12 protein-coding genes are annotated in these 18,934 nt (G+C 43.3%); 5 read left to right on the forward strand and 7 right to left on the reverse strand.

The window, feature by feature from the left end; all coding sequences use genetic code 11:
* Positions 1–207 precede the first annotated feature (207 nt).
* A complete protein-coding gene (locus BV372_RS20110) occupies positions 208–582 on the forward strand; it encodes a hypothetical protein (protein ID WP_086688265.1) in 375 nt (124 codons plus the stop codon).
* 235 nt (positions 583–817) lie between these two features.
* Here the strand turns inward: BV372_RS20110 and BV372_RS20115 are convergent, their stop codons facing one another.
* On the reverse strand, positions 818–3,085 hold the full coding sequence (locus BV372_RS20115; RefSeq protein ID WP_179198165.1) for a filamentous hemagglutinin N-terminal domain-containing protein: 2,268 nt from the start codon (positions 3,083–3,085) through the stop codon (positions 818–820).
* 311 nt (positions 3,086–3,396) lie between these two features.
* On the opposite strand from BV372_RS20115, the gene BV372_RS20120 reads away from it, so the two are divergent.
* On the forward strand, positions 3,397–3,927 hold the full coding sequence (locus tag BV372_RS20120) for a gamma-glutamylcyclotransferase (RefSeq protein WP_086688267.1): 531 nt from the start codon (positions 3,397–3,399) through the stop codon (positions 3,925–3,927).
* Between the two features lie 122 nt (positions 3,928–4,049).
* Here the strand turns inward: BV372_RS20120 and BV372_RS20125 are convergent, their stop codons facing one another.
* The 4 genes from BV372_RS20125 to BV372_RS20140 form a co-directional block, all read right to left on the reverse strand.
* A complete protein-coding gene (locus tag BV372_RS20125) occupies positions 4,050–6,167 on the reverse strand; it encodes a response regulator (RefSeq protein WP_086688268.1) in 2,118 nt (705 codons plus the stop codon).
* A gap of 348 nt (positions 6,168–6,515) precedes the next feature.
* Positions 6,516–7,163, reverse strand: coding sequence for a chemotaxis protein CheB (locus BV372_RS20130; RefSeq protein ID WP_086688269.1), 648 nt, complete (start codon positions 7,161–7,163; stop codon positions 6,516–6,518).
* A complete protein-coding gene (locus BV372_RS20135) occupies positions 7,129–7,950 on the reverse strand; it encodes a protein-glutamate O-methyltransferase CheR (RefSeq protein WP_086688270.1) in 822 nt (273 codons plus the stop codon). The genes BV372_RS20130 and BV372_RS20135 overlap by 35 nt, the downstream gene beginning before the upstream one ends.
* A complete protein-coding gene (locus BV372_RS20140) occupies positions 7,951–14,571 on the reverse strand; it encodes a HAMP domain-containing protein (protein ID WP_086688271.1) in 6,621 nt (2,206 codons plus the stop codon). It abuts the gene before it with no gap.
* 410 nt (positions 14,572–14,981) lie between these two features.
* On the opposite strand from BV372_RS20140, the gene BV372_RS36515 reads away from it, so the two are divergent.
* From BV372_RS36515 to BV372_RS20150, 3 genes are all read left to right on the forward strand, one after another.
* Positions 14,982–15,143 carry a hypothetical protein gene (locus BV372_RS36515; protein ID WP_179198166.1) on the forward strand — a complete coding sequence of 54 codons (162 nt, stop codon included), beginning with the start codon at positions 14,982–14,984 and terminating at the stop codon, positions 15,141–15,143.
* 690 nt (positions 15,144–15,833) lie between these two features.
* Positions 15,834–16,040: a hypothetical protein gene (locus tag BV372_RS20145; RefSeq protein ID WP_086688272.1), complete on the forward strand. Its 207-nt coding sequence runs from the start codon at positions 15,834–15,836 to the stop codon at positions 16,038–16,040.
* A gap of 515 nt (positions 16,041–16,555) precedes the next feature.
* A complete protein-coding gene (locus BV372_RS20150; RefSeq protein ID WP_086688273.1) occupies positions 16,556–16,969 on the forward strand; it encodes a pentapeptide repeat-containing protein in 414 nt (137 codons plus the stop codon).
* Between the two features lie 233 nt (positions 16,970–17,202).
* Here the strand turns inward: BV372_RS20150 and BV372_RS20155 are convergent, their stop codons facing one another.
* Positions 17,203–17,685 (reverse strand): L,D-transpeptidase, encoded by a 483-nt coding sequence (locus BV372_RS20155; RefSeq protein ID WP_179198167.1) that lies wholly within the window; start codon positions 17,683–17,685, stop codon positions 17,203–17,205.
* A 286-nt stretch (positions 17,686–17,971) separates the two neighbouring features.
* A complete protein-coding gene (locus tag BV372_RS20160; RefSeq protein WP_086688275.1) occupies positions 17,972–18,481 on the reverse strand; it encodes a hypothetical protein in 510 nt (169 codons plus the stop codon).
* Positions 18,482–18,934 lie beyond the last annotated feature (453 nt).

Genomic DNA, 18,934 nt, shown 5'->3' on the forward strand with positions numbered 1-18,934 from the left:
TGCATCGGTCTGTTATGCCATTGCATCGGTCTGTTATGCCATTGCATCGGTCTGTTATGCTATTGCATCGACTTGTTATGCCATTGCGTAAACTTGCAAATATTAACCCGCCCTTTCTAACCTTGTACTATTTGAAAATTTCCTCTTACAGTTATTTTTTTTGTTTTAATGGGCACATTAAATATATAGTTTACCACCGATATATTTATGCCTCTCCAAAATACAACAATCCGTTTGCGCCCTCAACTGATTAGTCAAGATGTTGACTCATTGCACGGTTTGCAAACCATCAACACTTACGACACATCCCGCGCTGATGCTTCTGTTGCAAACATACAGCAAGCTTATCAGGCTATGTTGACGCAGCAACAAGCCGAAACCGAGAAACTAGCTTTATATCGTGCTGCTGCTGATGCGGCGCGATTGGCAGAATGGGAATTCCACAATGCGATATTAGCGATGAAAGAAGTTGTACGCGGGCAATATGGCTCAGATAGCGATCAAGCTCAAGCGGTAGGATTGAAGAAAAAATCAGACCGCAAGCGTCCCAGTCGCAGAAAGTCGGTTTTAGTTACAAGTTAATCTATTGAACTATTGAGTTTGTGTAGGGCAATCGCGCTTGCAGAAAAAGAGCGATCGCCTATATTCAATGTTCTACCTAAACTAAGTCATTAGATATAGCGATGCGGAAAATCTTCTTAAACAATACGATCCGCACATTCCAGCTAAAGACAATCCATCAACAACAGTGCATCTGTTAGTACAGGAACTCAACAAGTTTATTCCCTAAACAAAAAATCACAGTAGCATTGCTAAATTAAGTAGCATGGCAAGATACAGGAGGTTGCCAAGAACTATGAGGTGTGGTGTTTGCTGTCAGTTGTACCTCACCTTTTTTGTTGAGCTTCCAGCCAGTAACTTCTACAATGTGTTCTGGTGTAACTGTAGTTGGTTTAACACTCACAGGTGCATGAGAGCGATCGCTGCGATCGCGATTGAGAGTAATTACATCTACTAACATGGCATCAAGAGCCAACATTTCATAAGGATTAGGTGGTAAACCACCGCGTCCGGTAATTGCAAATGAACTGAGGCTTTGTTTGCTACCAGCAGAACACCTTGTGTCAATTTGCTTGGTAGCATCAACTAGATTTCTAGGCAGTTCTACTAATCCATGTTTGGGGTCAACATTTATGCCGTTGATTTGCACTGTACCATTGAGTTGAGAATTTACTCCTGTGGCAGTGATATCACTGCTTTGCTCAGATGCCACATCTTGTAACTGAGTGCCGAAGATGCCTTGGGTGTTGATTTGAACTCGGCCTCCCCGGAAGTTTGCGGAATTGGCGCTGATATCGCTATTTGCAAATGCCGCTAACACATCTGCGTCAATGTTGATATTGCCGCCGCTGACATTGGGGCCAAAAGCGTTAGTGGTAATTTTGCTGCCCCGCAGTAATATCAAATCAGGAGAACTTAGAGTAATAGTTGCCTGCTCTTTATTTGGGTCAATACTAATACTTTGGGTATCAGCGCTCAAAGTAGCTTTGTTATCCAAACGCACAGAGGCAGCATTAATATTGAGGTTGCCTGCTTTGCCTTTTCCTTCACTGCGAACAGTTACTATACCTTGATCTTGCACCAGCAACTTATTAGTGTTAATCGTTAAGTCTCCAGCATCCCCTGTTACCTCTGGCAAAGACCGTGTAAATAAACCGCTACCAGATTGACCATCAAAGGTAGTACCAATAACTTGCACAGAATTAGCATTTACAGTTACATTTCCCCCCTTTCCGGCATCAAAAGTACTAGCGCTAATCCGTGCCCCATCTTTGACAAGCAATTTATTGGTGTTAATTGTAACGTCACCTGCTGCGCCTGTTGCACCTTGTCCGCTGGAAGCAAACAAGCCATAAAAACGAAAATTGGGTAAGCTACCAACAAGTTGCACCGAGTTACTAGCATTGACAATCAAATCTCCACCTTTTCCCAGGCCAGATGTACCAGAACTGATCAATGCGCCATTGCGAACAAATAAGTCACCAGTATTAATCGTCAGATTTCCTCCCCTCCCGGTTGCGCCTGGGTAAGTTATGACAAAAAAGCCAGTGTCTTGTCCGCTATTGGCATTAGCAACTATATCTATTGATTCCAGTGCATTCACAACCATTGCACCCCCGGCTTCCGCACCCAAAGTACTTGACTCTAACTGAGAACCTTCAGCCAAAGCGATCCGCTTACCTGTGACTTGGATATCGCCGCTACCTTTACCACTAGCATCAACGATCGCCTTTTGAAATAGTTGAATATTGCCAAAGTTTTGCACACCGTCATAACCCAAGGAAAAACCTTTGTTGATTGGGGTGAGGCTAACTAAACCTTCTTCTGACACACTGCCCAATTCTATGCGTCCGCCAGCAGTTTTGATTGTTGCTCCTTCTAAACTTATATCACCACCAACCAATGCTAAAGTTTGGTTGGGTTGGACTTGCAGAGCATTTGTAGTATCGATAATCGGAGAAGTTGCCGTTCTTCTGCCCTTGCTATCACCTTGTACTTGAATTTTTCCGGGATTTGCCCCGTACTGCAAACCAATAGGTACGCTGATACTCAATAGAGTTGTGGATTGGGGATTAGTAGCGTTGAATTCCAAACCATCAGCAAATTTCAAACTACTTGCCGTACTCCCAATAAATGAGCCGCCAATATCTAACCGTGCATTTTGCCTAAAAATAATTCCTTTGGGATTAATTAAAAACAGGTTAGCGCTACCATTAGCTTTAATTAACCCATCAATGTTAGAGACTGAGCCACCTGTTACCCGACTAATAATATTCTGAATATCTGCGCCATTGTTAAAAAAAGCAGTGCTACCAGTTACAACAGAAAATTCCTTGAAGCTGTGGAATAAGTTGCTACCAGCTTGAGTTCCGCCTTCAATCAGGCTGGTGCTACCTTGAGGAGTAACGATGGAATTACTCGGTAGCGTCCCATCGGTCGTAATTTGAGCGAAAGCAGTATTTGCAGATAAAGTACTGACGCCAGCGATCGCAATCCTGAATAACCAACTTAAACGAGTACTCATGCCGGACATTGAACCCTTCTAAGCCAAGCAGTTACTAATCGTCAAACACCCTTGTCAATTCTCATGGTTAAGCGACAAGTTTTACACACAATTTATCATGTCGTTACATAAATTAATTATTAACTAGCATAAAAATAACAAGCTTTAGATGTAAAAATTGTCAGAGAGTAGGAAGCGTCTATGCTCCAGTTTGTTATGCATTTTATGAGAAAGCGCGATCGCGGTCACAGAATGACAATTCATGCCACAGTAAAATTGTTTATTTGCCTTAACCAATTCTTTAGTTAGTTTTAATTTTTGAGGTAAATTTAATGCGTGCAAACCTGTTACAAACAGAGCCAATGTTCTACTACTTTGCATATGGCTCATGTATGTGTCCGGTGGATCTAAAACGCTCTGTTGGCGAAAAGACGCACGTCTACGCGATCAAACCAGCCATGCTCAAAGGTTATCGCCTAGGTTTCTATGGTTACTCTCCCCTACGCAACTGTGGCGTACTCGATATTATTCAAGATTCAGCAGCGACTGTAGAAGGAGTCCTTTATCAACTCCCTTGGCGACTGAGCGATCGCTTAGATGCACGCGAAGGTGTTGCTAGCGGTCTCTATCGACATGAATTAGTAGATATTTACAGCAAAGGTCAGCTCTACAAAAACGTTCGCACCTATGTTGTTGTAAATAAATTGGCCGCAGAACTTGCACCCAATGACTGGTACTGTGACGTTGTTCTGCGCGGTGCCATAACGTGCGGACTCTCAGAACAATATTGCTGGAACTTGTTTAATCATATGTACAAGCTACAGCAACGTCACTGGCAACCTCAGGTACTGCGATCGGCTTAAAATATTGATAAGTTCTCAACATTAAAAAGAAGTAACATTGCCCAGTCTTCGCGATCGCATTGTATTGATGCGTTATGCAACTAATGCAGATATAAGATTAGCGATCGCACTAATTCAGCTTCCTAAAAATCTTTTAGTTCTGACAATTTTACGACCATACTAATTAATGTAGCGGGTTCAACTGGCTTGGCGGCATACATATGAAAGCCAGCTTCTAGGGCTTGTGTAGTGTCTTCCTCTCTAGCATAGGCTGTTAACGCGATCGCTGGAATTCGCCCTCCTTGCTCTGGTTTGAGGAGTCTGAGTTTGCGAATTAGTGTATAGCCGTCTTCTTCGGGCATACCAATATCACTAATTAAGATATCTGGTAGGTATTCTTGAATTGCTGAGAGTGCTTCGTTTACGGATGTCACCGCCCTCACTACAGCGCCAGCCTGCTGTAGTGCTACCGTGAGAAAATGGCGTGTATCAGTATCGTCATCGACAACTAGTAACCGTAGATTATTTAAACGTAATGGTGGGAGAGATACAGAAGCAGTTTCTTTTGATTCTTCGGTTTCCTGACTTTCCTGGGGCTTTGTTTGTAACAGAGGCAATTTGACAGTAAAGGTGGCTCCTTTTCCTTCACCAGGACTTTCAGCATGGATAGTTCCGTGGTGCAGTTCTACTAAGTGACGTGCGATCGCCAGTCCGAGTCCCAGTCCAGTGTGACTTCTAGTTGTACTACCGTCAGCCTGACGAAAGCGATCGAAAACATATTTTAAAAAGTCTGGTTTTATGCCAATTCCTGTATCACTGACTTGAATTTGAGCGTAGCCGTCTTTTGTTTCTTTACCCCTAATTGTTGATAGTCTAATTTCTACCCGACCGTTTTGCGGTGTGAACTTAATAGCATTGGTGAGTAGATTCCAGACAACTTGTTGTAAGCGATCTGGATCGCCGGAAACCATAAAAGGTGAGGCTAAATGATTAGACACGGAGACATGACCATTATTCTGGCTTTTGCTTTGGATTTTTTTCTTTTCCGCAATTTTCGCCGCTTCTGTTGGTGCGATGACAAACTCAAATAAAATATTTTTTGCTTCAGCTTGCAGACGTACAGTATCTACTGCTGTGTCAATCACCGATACTAGATTAACAGGGCAGATATTTAAAAATAGCTTGCCACGAATAATTCGGGAGACATCCAAAATATCTTCGATTAGCTGCTCCTGCAAAAGTGCATTGCGTTCAATTGTTTCCAAAGCACGTGCAGTGGCTTTCTCATCTAGTTTGCGATTGCGTAGGAGTTTAGACCAACCAAGGATGGAGTTGAGGGGTGTGCGCAGTTCGTGAGACAAGGTGGCTAAAAACTCATCTTTCATGCGGTTCGTTGCTTCCGCCTCCTTGAGTGCTGCTTGCTCGCGGATTAATTTGGCTCGTTCTTCTTCCGCTTGCTTGCGATCGCTAATATCTTCTACTGTTCCCACATAACCAATGACTTCGCCTTGATCGGAAAGCATCGGTGAGGAGCGCAGGGTTAACCACCGCACAATTCTCTCAGGTGTGAGGATACTAAACTCGTTATAGTATTCTCTTCCTTCCTGAGTATAAGTAGACCAATCTGCAAATATTTTTTCTCTATCTTGGGGAGCTAGCGATCGCAACCAGCCTTTTGCTAAACATTCCTCACCAGAGATGCCCAAAATCGTTTGGTAGCGGCGATTGGTATATGTACAATTCCCGTAAATATCTGTTAAAAAAATCCCTATAGGTGAGGAAGCACATAAAGAACGAAACTGTTCTTCGCTTTTTCTCAAATTGACATTCAAGGCTGCTAGTTGAGCAGCTTGTCGTTCTACTTCTGCCGTTTTCTGAAACAAATCGACAAACGCTGCGACTTTCGATTTTAAGATTTCCGGCTCAATTGGCTTAAACAGATAGTCTACTGCTCCCAGAGAGTACCCTTTAAACACCATTGACTCGTTAGTACTAAAGGCAGTCAAAAAAATGATTGGCGTATGGCGCGATCGCTCCCGTTGCCGAATTAGGGTTGCTGTGTCAAATCCATCCATTTCTGGCATTTGGACATCGAGCAAAATTACAGCAAAGTCTTGATTTAGCAAGCATCTCAAAGCTTGGGCACCCGATGTCGCCCTTACCAGATTCTGACCTAGGTTTTGTAATATGGCTTCTAAAGCCAACAAGTTTTCTGGATGGTCATCAACCAGGAGAATATTAACTGGTAGTTCGGACGGCATTATGGGTATAGACTCCTAGGTAGACTAAAAATTAGTTTCTACGCTTTTCTTATAGACTTTCGACTGTAGAGAAGAGTTTTACAACTATCTCAGGTTACAAATTTCTACCTTTCCGGAGTGGGATTTCCTTGAGGATGAATTTTGTTAATGATTCTTTACACAGTTAATCTTAAATTAGTGTAACGTGGCGGAAATAAAGATAACATACCCTGCATTGAGCCTTGGCAATATTGTTTTGGTTAGAGAAAGGTATTTGGAATTTTGCACAACAGTCCTAGTTTAATACAGCAATCCGGTTTGATTTTGTCAAAGATCCCCGACTCCTCTACCGCAGCTTCTTCCTATTGCCTACAACAGCATGGGGAAACAAATTTGGGTTAAGAAGCTGGCAATATCTGTCAGTGGCAAAACTTTGTCTATAATTACAGATGCAATCGCGGCGCTTGGCATAATTTGGCATTCAGCTGTTTGAGGTTGCTGGACTATAGTTTTACCGCCCACTGCTTTAATTCTTGTCAGCCCTCTTGTACCATCATGATTAGCTCCACTCAAAACTATGCCTATGACCTTTTGAGCATAAGCATCGGCAGCTGACTCAAAGAGAACATCTATTGATGGTCGCGTATAAGTCACGGCTGCTTCTGTTGACAGCGCAAAGTGGGGAGATTCTCTAGAACCTTTACCTTCGATTAACAAATGATAATCAGCAGGAGCTAAGTAAACTGTCCCAGGTAAGATTTCTTCTTTATCTTCGGCATCTTTGACAATTAAATTACTGTAGTTTTGTAATAAAGCGCTTAAGCAATCATCACTATGGGGTGGACGATGTTGTGCCACAGCTATAGGTACAGGAAAGTTTTTTGGTAAACCTCCCAAAATAACTGTCAGGGCGTTTAACCCTCCTAATGATGCGCCAATTACAACGAGTTCAAAGTAGGGGCGAGAAATAATTTTTTGGTTCCTAACCAGTTCTCCGGTAAAGCTTCTCACGTCCATCTAATTCCTCATATTGTTTCTCATAAGGTGTGAACCTCAGTGACTCTTGGCGTCCTAAACCCAAAATGCCAAACCTAACTAGGCTTTCATATAAGAGATCGTGTACCCTTGCTTGTAGAGATTTATCAAAGTAGATTAGGACGTTGCGGCACAATATTACATTAAATTCATTAAAAGAACTATCCGTAACCAAATTATGCGGTGAGAAGATGATATTCTCTTTCAAAGATGAGCGAAAGATTGCACCATCATAGGCGGCAGTGTAATATTCTGAGAAATAAGTTTTCCCTCCAGATTGTAAATAATTCTGGGTATACTGCTGCATCAATTCTAAAGGAAAAATCCCGTCTTTGGCTTTGCGTAAAACCATTTCATTCATGTCAGTGGCATAGAGTCTAGAGCGATTGTAAAGCCCTTCTTCGTGCAGCAAGATTGCCATAGAATAAACTTCTTCGCCAGTAGAACAACCTGCGTGCCAAATCCGAATAAAAGGATAAGTTTTTAATATCGGTACGACTTTCTTTCTAAAAGAAAGATAAAAGCTAGAATCGCGAAACATGGCGGTGACGTGGACTGAAAGATTCAGCAAAAACCGTTCCATACATTCGCGATCGTGCAAAACTTTTTCCTGCAATCCCGATATAGTAGTTAAATTCTCTGAATGAATAGTATTCCAAATGCGACGTTTGAGGGAAGCTAGGGCATAATTGCGAAAATCTAAACCATAGTATTGGAATATGCCCTCTAGCAACAGTTGAATCTCGATATCTTCTAGATGCGGATTCATCTATCTATATAGCCAAACGCGCAATAAAGAAAGCAACTGTTCAGTATCTACAGGTTTGGTAATGTAGTCGGATGCGCCTGCTTCAATACACTTTTCGCGATCGCCTTGCATAGCTTTAGCAGTCAATGCAATGATCGGCATATTTCGCAATTGATTGTTTTGGCGGATTAAGCTAGTTGTTTCGTAACCGTCCATTTCTGGCATCATGACATCCATCAAGACAATATCAATATCTGGTGTATTTTCCAAAAGCGCAATACCCTCTCTACCGTTCTCCGCATAGACAACCTGCATTTGATAACGCTCTAGCATACTTGTCAAGGCGAAGATGTTGCGCACATCGTCGTCGACAATTAGCACTTTCTTTCCTGTGAGTAAGTAGTCTCTAGCGTGTAGCTGTTCGAGAATTTCTCGCTTGGGTGCAGGTAAATTCGCTTGGACTCGGTGCAAGAATAATGCAGTTTCATCCAGCAGCCGTTCGGGCGATCGCACATCTTTAACGATGATTGTATCCGCTATTCGGCGCAGTTCTGTTTCTTGTACCCTAGACAGTTCTTGACCCGTATAAACGATTACAGGTAGAGATTCCCCATTGGGTAGCAGCTTGATTTGCTCGATTAATTCAAAACCTGTCATATCTGGTAGTCCTAAATCGAGCACCAGACAATCATAATACTGAGAGCGAATGGCTTCTAGGGCGGCTGCACCCGTACCCACCGCCGTGGTAGTCACGTCGCTGTTGCCGATCAATTCGACAATGCTGTGACGTTGGGTATCATCATCTTCCACTACCAGGAGGTTTTTCACGCGACGTTCGATAAAACCTTTAATTTTAGTTAAGGCTTCGGAAATTGTTTCGCTAGTTAAAGGCTTTTGCAGATATGCGATCGCTCCCAATTGCAAACCGCGTTGTCGCCCTTCCTCAACCGTCATGATATGCACGGGGATATGACGGGTATGGGGGTTATGTTTCAGGCGATCTAGCACCGTCCAACCATCCATCTCTGGCAAGCGGATATCCAGTAAGATGGCTGAAGGTTGGAATTGCTGTGCTAGTGCGAGTCCGATACTGCCGTTTTGGGCAGTGATTACCTTGAATCCCTGCTGTCGTGCCATATCTAGGAGGATACGCGCAAAGTTAATGTCATCTTCCACAATCAGCAGTACGCGATCGTCTTTTGCCAAAATAGCGCGATCGTCATTCAGGGGTGAGGAGTTGAGACTGGTTAGTGGTAACTGAGGCTTGAGAGAATGAGAGTTGGCGATCGGGAGTGCCCTTGGTGCTAAAGGCTCAGAAGTTAATCCACGTAACTCTGGACTCGTTTGCGGTAGGTAGAAAGTAAAGGTGCTACCTTCATTAGGGCTACTGACAAGTTTGATTTCGCCACCAAACAGGCGGGCAATTTCGCGGCTAATTGACAAGCCCAATCCTGTACCACCATATTTGCGACTGGTGCTACCATCGGCTTGTTGAAAGGCTTCAAAAATCACTTTCTGCTTTTCTGGGGCAATACCAATCCCAGTATCCTTGACAGAGAAAGCAATCACAGTCTGGGCGCGATTCAAGCTTTCATGACCAATACTCCAACCCTCCTTAGCCACATCCACCCTTAAGCCTACTTGCCCACGCTCTGTAAATTTAAAGGCGTTGGAAAGTAAATTCTTTAGAACTTGTTGTAGGCGTTTGCTATCGGTGTATAAGGTGCTGGGTAAGTCGGGAGTAAATTCAATTGCAAAAGTGAGTCCTTTATTGTGCGCGATTTGCCCGAAGGTGCGCTCTAGCTGATCGCCCAACTCAGAAAATAACATCTGGTGCATGTCAATTGACATAGTTCCAGATTCGATTTTCGCCAGATCCAAAATGTCATTGATCAACGTCAACAAGTCATTACCTGCTGAGTAAATTGTCTGGCTATATTCAATTTGCTTACTTGTGAGGTTGCCCTCCATGTTATCTGTTAACAGCCGAGCCAAAATCAACAAGCTGTTGAGTGGTGTCCGCAGTTCGTGGGACATATTTGCCAGAAACTCAGATTTATATTTAGATGAGAGCGCTAGTTGTTCTGCTTTCTCTTCCAAAGACTTTCTTGCTTGTTCAATTTCTAAATTTTTGCGCTCGACTTCTTTCTTTTGCAGCGCCAGCAACTCGGCTTTTTCTTCTAATTCCGCATTGGTTTGTTGCAACTCTTCTTGCTGTCCTTTGAGTAAATCTTCGGAAGCTTTGAGTGATTGAGCTTGCTGTTCTAGACGCTTGTTGGTTTCTCTCAGTTCGTTTTGCTGGGTTTGCAGTTCTTCTGCTAAAGATTGCGACTGTTTGAGCAATTCTTCAGTCCGCATCGAGGCGGCGATCGTATTCAACACGATCGCAATACTTTCTGTGAGTTGATCGAAGAATGTTAAATGAATCTCGCTAAAGCGGCGGAAGGAAGCTAATTCAATCACTGCTGTCACTTGCCCTTCAAACAAAACAGGTAAAACTACCGCATTGAGTGGCGCAGATTCTCCTAAACCAGAGCTAATTTTGACATAATCACCAGGCACATCTGTGAGCAGAATTCGCTCTTTTTCTAAAGCGCATTGCCCTACTAAGCCTTCACCCATGTAGAAGCGGTTAGCCAAATGCCTGCGCTCGCGGTAAGCATAGCTACTCAGTAGTTTGAGAAAGGGCTGAGTTTCTGGGTTTTCCATCATGTAGAAGACGCCATGTTGCGCTCCTACCAGGGGTGCTAGTTCGGAGAGAATTAATTTGGATACGGTTTCCAAGTCGCGCTGACCTTGTAGCATCCGAGTAAACTTAGCCAGGTTCGTTTTCAACCAATCCTGTTCGGTGTTTTTCTGCGTTGTCTCTCTCAGGTTGGCGATCATTTGGTTGATGTTGTCTTTGAGGATCGCTACTTCTCCTAAAGCTTCCACGGCAATCGATCGCGTGAGATCGCCTTTTGTTACCGCCGTTGCCACTTCTGCGATCGCCCGTAACTGGGTGGTGAGAGTTGCAGCCAGTTCGTTTACGTTGTCGGTCAAATCTTTCCAAGTTCCGGCTGCACCAGGCACCTTAGCTTGACCGCCTAACTTTCCTTCAATTCCCACTTCCCGCGCCACTGTGGTTACCTGATTTGCGAAAGTGGCAAGGGTGTCAATCATTTCGTTGATTGTCTCTGCTAGGGTTTCAATTTCTCCCTTAGCATCCAGCATTAATTTGCGTTTCAAGTCGCCATTTGCCACCGCCGTCACAACTCTGGCGATACCGCGCACTTGGGCTGTTAAGTTACCCGCCATCGAGTTCACGTTGTCGGTCAAATCTTTCCAAGTCCCAGCTACACCTTGGACTTGCGCTTGACCGCCTAATTTTCCTTCAGTTCCCACCTCTCGCGCCACCCGCGTTACTTCTGAGGCAAAGGAACTTAGCTGATCCACCATTGTATTGATGGTGTCTTTCAGCTCCAAAATTTCACCCCTCACATCCACGGTGATTTTCTTCGAGAGGTCGCCGTTCGCCACCGCCTTGGTTACTTCCGCAATGTTCCGCACCTGGGCTGTCAGGTTCCCCGCCATTGAGTTCACATTGTCGGTCAAATCTTTCCAGGTGCCGGCTACCCCTCGGACGTAGGCTTGCACGCCTAATTTACCCTCGGTTCCCACCTCCCTAGCCACCCTAGTTACTTCCGATGCAAAGGAGTTGAGCTGATCCACCATTGTGTTGATAGTGTTTTTCAGTTCTTGAATTTCGCCTTTGACATCCACAGTGATTTTCTTCGAGAGGTCGCCGTTCGCCACCGCCGTTGTCACTTCCGCGATGTTCCGCACCTGCGCCGTCAAGCTTCCCGCCATGAAATTCACGCTGTCAGTGAGGTCTTTCCACGTACCTGCGACTCCTTTCACCTCGGCTTGTACGCCTAATTTCCCTTCCGTTCCTACCTCTCGCGCCACCCGCGTTACTTCTGAGGCGAAGGAGTTGAGTTGATCCACCATTGTATTAACGGTGTTTTTCAACTCCAAAATTTCACCTTTCACATCCACAGAAATTTTCTTGGAGAGGTCACCATTCGCTACCGCCGTTGTCACAGCCGCAATGTTCCGCACTTGCGCTGTCAAACTGCCCGCCATGAAATTCACGCTGTCGGTGAGGTCTTTCCACGTACCAGCTACACCTCGCACATCTGCTTGTACGCCCAGCTTGCCCTCACTTCCCACTTCCCTAGCAACCCGCGTTACTTCTGAGGCAAAGGAGTTGAGTTGATCCACCATGATGTTGAGTGTGTTTTTCAACTCCAGAATTTCACCTTTAACTTGCACGGTGATTTTTTTGGAGAGGTCGCCGTTGGCGATCGCAGTCGCAACTTCTGCAATATTTCGTACTTGGTCGGTAAGATTACCTGCCATCATATTCACCGCACCAGTCAAATCCTTCCAGGTGCCTGCCACGCCTCGCACCTCGGCTTGTACACCCAGTTTCCCTTCCGTTCCCACTTCCCGGGCAACCCTGGTTACTTCCGATGCAAAGGAACTTAGTTGATCCACCATTGTATTGATGGTGTTTTTCAACTCCAAAATTTCGCCCCGCACATCAACGGTGATTTTCTTGGAAAGGTCACCATTTGCCACTGCCGTTGTCACTTCCGCAATATTCCGCACCTGTGCCGTCAAGCTTCCCGCCATGAAGTTCACGCTGTCGGTGAGGTCTTTCCACGTCCCCGCCACCCCGCGCACCTCAGCTTGTACACCTAACTTCCCTTCACTACCCACCTCGCGGGCAACCCTGGTTACTTCTGATGCAAAGGAGTTGAGTTGATCCACCATTGTATTGATGGTGTTTTTCAACTCCAGAATTTCGCCTTTCACATCCACAGTAATTTTCTTGGAAAGGTCACCAGTTGCTACCGCCGTCGTTACTTCCGCAATATTCCGCACTTGCGCTGTCAAACTGCCTGCCATGAAGTTCACGCTGTCGGTGAGGTCTTTCCACGTCCCCGCCACACCTCGCACTTCCGCTTGACCGCCCAGTTTTCCTTCTGCACCCACCTCTCGGGCAACCCTGGTTACTTCTGATGCGAAGGAGTTAAGTTGATCCACCATGATATTAACGGTGTTTTTCAACTCTAAAATTTCGCCCTTAACATCCACAGTGATTTTCTTCGAGAGGTCACCATTCGCTACCGCTGTTGTTACTTCCGCAATATTACGTACCTGAGCAGTTAAATTTCCTGCCATCAGGTTCACGTTATCGGTCAAATCCTTCCACGTACCCGCCACACCGCGTACTTCCGCTTGTACGCCTAACTTACCTTCGGTTCCCACCTCCCGGGCAACCCGCGTTACTTCCGAGGCAAAGGAGTTGAGTTGATCCACCATTGTGTTGATGGTGTTTTTCAACTCCAGAATTTCGCCTTTCACATCCACAGTGATTTTCTTAGAAAGGTCACCATTTGCCACCGCCGTGGTCACTTCTGCAATATTCCGCACTTGCGCCGTCAAACTTCCCGCCATGAAGTTTACGCTGTCGGTGAGGTCTTTCCACGTACCCGCCACACCCCGCACTTCCGCTTGACCACCGAGTTTTCCTTCTGCACCCACCTCTCGCGCCACCCTGGTGACTTCTGATGCAAAGGAGTTGAGTTGATCCACCATGATATTGACGGTGTTTTTCAACTCTAAAATTTCGCCTTTGACATCTACGGTGACTTTTTTAGAAAGGTCGCCGTTTGCTACAGCTGTGGTCACTTCCGCAATATTACGTACTTGGGCGGTCAAATTACCTGCCATCATATTCACAGACTCGGTAAGATCCCTCCAAGTCCCAGCCACGCCGCGTACTTCTGCTTGTACGCCCAACTTACCTTCGGTTCCCACTTCTCGGGCAACCCTGGTTACTTCTGAGGCAAAGGAGTTGAGTTGATCCACCATCGTGTTGACGGTGTTCTTGAGTTCGAGAATTTCGCCTTTAACATTAACTGTAATCTTCTTCGACAGGTCACCGTTGGCGATCGCAGTGGCAACTTCCGCAATATTCCGCACTTGTCCGGTAAGATTACCCGCCATTAAGTTGACGTTATCGGTCAAATCTTTCCAAGTACCAGCCACACCGCTAACTTGTGCTTGCACACCCAGCTTACCTTCAGTTCCCACCTCCCTGGCTACCCTGGTTACTTCTGATGCAAAGGAGCCGAGGCGTTCTACCATTGTGTTGACAATATTGGCAGTTTGGAGAAACTCTCCTTTGAGGGGTCTGCCTTCAATGTCTGGTGCGATTGTTTGGGATAAATCGCCATTAGCTACAGCTCTAATTACACGAGTAGTTTCCGCTGTTGGCTGAACTAAATCTGTAATTAGTGTATTAACAGAATTAACGCAACTTAACCAAGAACCACGAACATTTCCCAAAGAAGCGCGTTCCGACACCTTGCCTTCTTTCCCGACAACATTGCCGATCCGCTGTATCTCTGCTGCCATTCGCTCATTCTGCTCAATAATATCGTTAAGCGTATCGGAAATTTTTCCGGCTATGCCTGTTTGGTCAATGGGCATCCGAGCAGAAAAATCGCCTTTTTTGGCAGCATTTAGAATTCTTAATAGTTGTTTTAAATCTAAATTGTCGCTTTCTTTGCTTAACTGCTCAGTTGTCATAACTTTAGCCTTTAGGAATTTATATATTTTTTGCTCCCCCTGACTTACTGCTAGGGGGGTACTTTTAAGTTGATAATTGGCAGTATTTTGGCTGGGGTTAACTTAACCCTATGCCTCTATCCATTAAACAAGGCTGCTGCCAACGCTTGTTGGAACATCACTTAGCCAATGATAACTTTTGCATCGTCCTTAAGATAGCTGTTTAAAGGATATTTTGATAGTGAATATTTAACCAGTTTTATTACCTATTCCTTTAGATATATTTCTCAAGGAGGAAGATTTTTACGCAACCATAAAGATAACTAATATTGCTGTCCTGAACTCAACTCATTTCCCCAAAATTGACCGAATTGGGTAAGTATCATTTTTTTAGCAGAATTAGCGGCTATTAGCTAGGCAATAGGAATCCAGTGACATCAGCTATGACTCTCCAGCATCATAGCCAGGCAGAATACTTTCCACATCTCGCAACTTCCGCCAAATATACCCAGCTAAGAGACTTCCAAATAAATAATTATCCCATCGCTTTTGAAGCTGGGGTAGCTGGGGAGGCTGGGGGAGAAAGAATCTGATCGTCGTCTTCGCGTCTCAAAATTGGATAATTTAATTTCTGGAAATCCCTAAACCAACAAGCAAAAGAGAGTATATTACACCGCCATCGCTGAACTAGAGCCAGTACCGAATAAGCTGCCAAATATAGGCGCTTGGCTACCTTCAGGCATCATCGCTGGGATAAGCTCATCAAGCTTAATGAGCCTATCCCAGATGTCTGTAATATTTTGCTCTTAACTCATTGCTATCTCTAGGTTATCTGTACGAAACCGTATAGATCCTAGCTTATATGTTTGTGTAAGCTTGATAAATCTAAGCATTGTGATGCATTTGCTCTTCAAAGTATTAGAAATCCATAAAGGCTAGATTAATCTATAGTTCATCCATCTCTCTTGAGAGTTAATGCTTGTTTCTTATCGATGATAACGCTTGTATTAACTTATGTTTAATAAATAGCAAAATCTAGATTTGAAAACTATCTTATTATGCCAATAATGGGGATATTAAATTAACAGAGATTGATCATAAAACACTCTGTAAATTTACTAAGTAAAATTTCCATAAATCAATACTTAATTCTTCTCAACAACCTGCAAATATTCCTTCAGGATGAACAGTAATATGCTGAAAGTATGAGCTAATTATTTATAATAATATCGATAATATATAAAAGATCATTTATCAACTGTATAAGTAAGGCAGTTACCGTTATGTTTACTATGGATGAATTTGTAAGAAATCAAGAAACTGGTCAACTGGGCAAAGTCATTGGCTATGGACATCAAATAATCAATAATGTCTATACTGTAACGCTGAAAGTTTTAGTAGCTGAAACTGCTAATTCTCGAAAGAGAGTATTTGTGGTTGAAGATACAATTTCAGCCTGGAGCCATTGGGTTGATAGCTTAAGGAATTGATCTGACGAGCTATTTGTAAATACTGTTACCTCACTAGAAAAGCTTAGTCTGTCTACATTTTTATATTTACGGTTTTGTATAGCAACGGAGAAATTAAAAAATTTACCTAACTTTCGACAGAGGTTGAAGGGGTTAGCAGTTATTAAATTCCAATCAAATTATAGATTACTTACTGATAATAATTTCTGAGGATGGTGTCTTACAGCGTTGACATCAGTATTCAACAATAACAGCACCCCTAACAAAGTTGGAAATCAGCTTTGACCGATGATGCAATACAAAATTCTTTCCGAATCCTGCTGACGAGGGCTTATTCTCAAGTTGAGTCTTTGACAAATCTATAGAAATCCGATTTGATTATTGAAAAAATCTCAGTATCTGTAGTATCTGTAGAGTGGGCATCGCCCACCAAAACCCTGAGCTACGTAATATTTCAAAAATCAAGTATGAATCCTATAGAAACAATATGTCGCTGAGTATTCTTCAATAACTTCATCTGTAACCGAATACTGAATATGAAATGGGATTTGAACGAACTCTCTAAGCAATATGCCGCGGGCGAAAGAAACTTTAGTGGATTAGACTTAGCTGAAGCCAGATTAAGTTATGAAGACTTATCCGAGGCAGATTTCTCACAAACCAACTTAAACAGAGCATGGTTAAATGGAGCAAATCTCAGCAAGGCAAATTTGCGTCAAGCTAATTTACATGGTGCCGACCTCTGCAATGCTAATCTGAGTGAAGCCGATCTTACGGGTACAGATCTGGGGGGTGCCTGTTTATTGCAGGCAAACTTGACTGGTGCAAAACTTGATGGCGCAAATTTACAATGGGCAGCTTTGACGCAGGTAACGCCATTAGATATTGATCTCAGCAATACTATCCTCAAAAGAACTATTCTGCCTGGTGGCTATGCCTCAGATGGATAGATATCAAAGCGATCGCATCGTTCTTTGATCGTCTTTGGATGATGGATGCGATCGCCCTCGTTAAAAGGCGCAAAGAGCAGCGAAGCGTGAGTTCTTTTACACGCGCCTAATAGTCTATACTTCTTGAACGTGAGGAGCACTATACTCTTTCTCTAAAATCTAGCTACACATAAATCTCCGTGTCCCCGCGTCATCATCTGTTGCCTCTTTTTGGAGAATTGGTATTAGTCTTCTTATCTGACAACCGTGACTGGTGTTCCAACACGCACCTGATGGAATAATTGCTGAACATCCTTGTTATACATGCGAATACAACCGTGTGAGGCTGCTTTACCTACTGACTCAGGATTAGGAGTCCCGTGAAACCCAATCCAGTTTTTGCCGTTTGTCCAAAATCCAATCCAGTAATGACCAAGAGGATTTTCAGGGTCTCCTCCTGGGATAGATTTACCTGTAAAAGGGTGTATCCAAATAGGATCTTTTAACATTTCCATTACTTGAAAGTTGCCACTTGGAGTTTCCCAGCCTTGGCGACCTACTGCAATCGGATAATTTTTAATTCTTGTTTTTCCTTGGTAGACACTTACTTGACGGCGGCTAACGTTTATTACTAGATGAGTAGGTTGAGTTAATGAATTACCAATATTGTTAGCTCTTTGAATAATTAAATATTCTCGAAGTTTAGAGATTAGTTCTGACTCAGAAGATAGAGCCATTTGTGGACTAAGATATAACCCCAAAATATATATTAAAAAAGCTAGAATCCCTGTTTTTTTTAACATATTGGTAAATTAATGTTTTTCCTAAGCTATTATTTAATATTCAATTGTCTGAACTATTGATTTTCAGTAGATTTCATAAAAAAGCTCCTAATAGGAAATTAAGTTTCAGTATTAAATATCAGGAGCTTTTTAGTAATGCTGAAATTTAGACCATTGCAAGTAAGCACTTTAGTACTTCAAACCCTACTGTCTTAGTATTCACTAAGAAAATGACGGAAATTTACCACAGCGCACTAACACCTCGACGGGAGTTTCCTCCGCTTGTTGTGTTGTTAACACCTGTATTCCCTTGCGATCCGCTGGTATTAGTATTTTGGTTTCCTTGAGTTCCGGTATTATTGAGGTCTTGACCTCCTTGAGTTCCGGTGTTATTGAGGTCTTGACCTCCTTGGGTTCCGGTGTTGTTGAGGTTTTGACCTCCTTGAGTTCCGGTGTTATTGAGGTCTTGACCTCCTTGAGTTCCGGTGTTATTGAGGTCTTGGTTTCCTTGAGTTCCGGTGTTATTGAGGTCTTGGCTTCCTTGGGTTCCGGTGTTATTGAGATCTTGACCTCCTTGGGTTCCGGTACCAGATTGAGCGTACAATCTGCCAGTTTTCAGCGCTTCACTAATTGTTATGGTGTGAGATTTGGAATTTGATAGCGCAGATGCCGGGAGGGTTAGTAAAGCAATAGTACTGGCAACTCCCATGAGGCTAGCAACTTTGTAGGATAAACTATGTTTTCTGTTCATTTTTGTCTCCTTACTTTGAAAAGTAAATACTTTTCAGACGTTAAATAATTAGCTGAAATTTACCGAGAGTCCTGCCGCTTCTAACATTTAAATTTATTTGGAACTTTGTTAGAAGTGATTTGATTGCTGTTTTTATTTCCTTCTAAAGTTATCTCTAGTGAATTTCTGACTCGTCTATCTAAAGGCGAAGATTAATTTTTATCAAGTGGCGCTAAAGGCATACTAATTTGATAACTTAAAAAGTAATTATACTAACAGTAATCCTACAGAATTTTAGTGAAAAATCTAGCCGACGACAGAAGATTTTTAGTAACTACTTCTCAACTGATAGATGCTTGCTATTTACTGTATGTAATCCAATACAGTTCAGATAAGCCTGTTTTTTCTCTCTCTGTTCCCTGTTCCCTGTTCCCTTGCCTTCACAGAAGAATTTTCTTAACTGAACCGTATTGG

Source organism: Nostoc sp. T09 (assembly GCF_002154695.1).
GTDB lineage: Bacteria > Cyanobacteriota > Cyanobacteriia > Cyanobacteriales > Nostocaceae > Aulosira.

What these genes read in the sequence shown, in the direction of transcription:
- BV372_RS20130 (WP_086688269.1), bottom strand. Translation starts at nt 7,163, where the DNA reads ATGGACGTGAGAAGCTTTACCGGAGAACTGGTTAGGAACCAAAAAATT.
- BV372_RS20145 (WP_086688272.1), top strand. Translation starts at nt 15,834, where the DNA reads ATGTTTACTATGGATGAATTTGTAAGAAATCAAGAAACTGGTCAACTG.
- BV372_RS20120 (WP_086688267.1), top strand. Translation starts at nt 3,397, where the DNA reads ATGCGTGCAAACCTGTTACAAACAGAGCCAATGTTCTACTACTTTGCA.
- BV372_RS20125 (WP_086688268.1), bottom strand. Translation starts at nt 6,167, where the DNA reads ATGCCGTCCGAACTACCAGTTAATATTCTCCTGGTTGATGACCATCCA.
- BV372_RS20140 (WP_086688271.1), bottom strand. Translation starts at nt 14,571, where the DNA reads ATGACAACTGAGCAGTTAAGCAAAGAAAGCGACAATTTAGATTTAAAA.
- BV372_RS20110 (WP_086688265.1), top strand. Translation starts at nt 208, where the DNA reads ATGCCTCTCCAAAATACAACAATCCGTTTGCGCCCTCAACTGATTAGT.
- BV372_RS20150 (WP_086688273.1), top strand. Translation starts at nt 16,556, where the DNA reads ATGAAATGGGATTTGAACGAACTCTCTAAGCAATATGCCGCGGGCGAA.
- BV372_RS20160 (WP_086688275.1), bottom strand. Translation starts at nt 18,481, where the DNA reads ATGAACAGAAAACATAGTTTATCCTACAAAGTTGCTAGCCTCATGGGA.
- BV372_RS20135 (WP_086688270.1), bottom strand. Translation starts at nt 7,950, where the DNA reads ATGAATCCGCATCTAGAAGATATCGAGATTCAACTGTTGCTAGAGGGC.
- BV372_RS20155 (WP_179198167.1), bottom strand. Translation starts at nt 17,685, where the DNA reads ATGGCTCTATCTTCTGAGTCAGAACTAATCTCTAAACTTCGAGAATAT.
- BV372_RS20115 (WP_179198165.1), bottom strand. Translation starts at nt 3,085, where the DNA reads ATGAGTACTCGTTTAAGTTGGTTATTCAGGATTGCGATCGCTGGCGTC.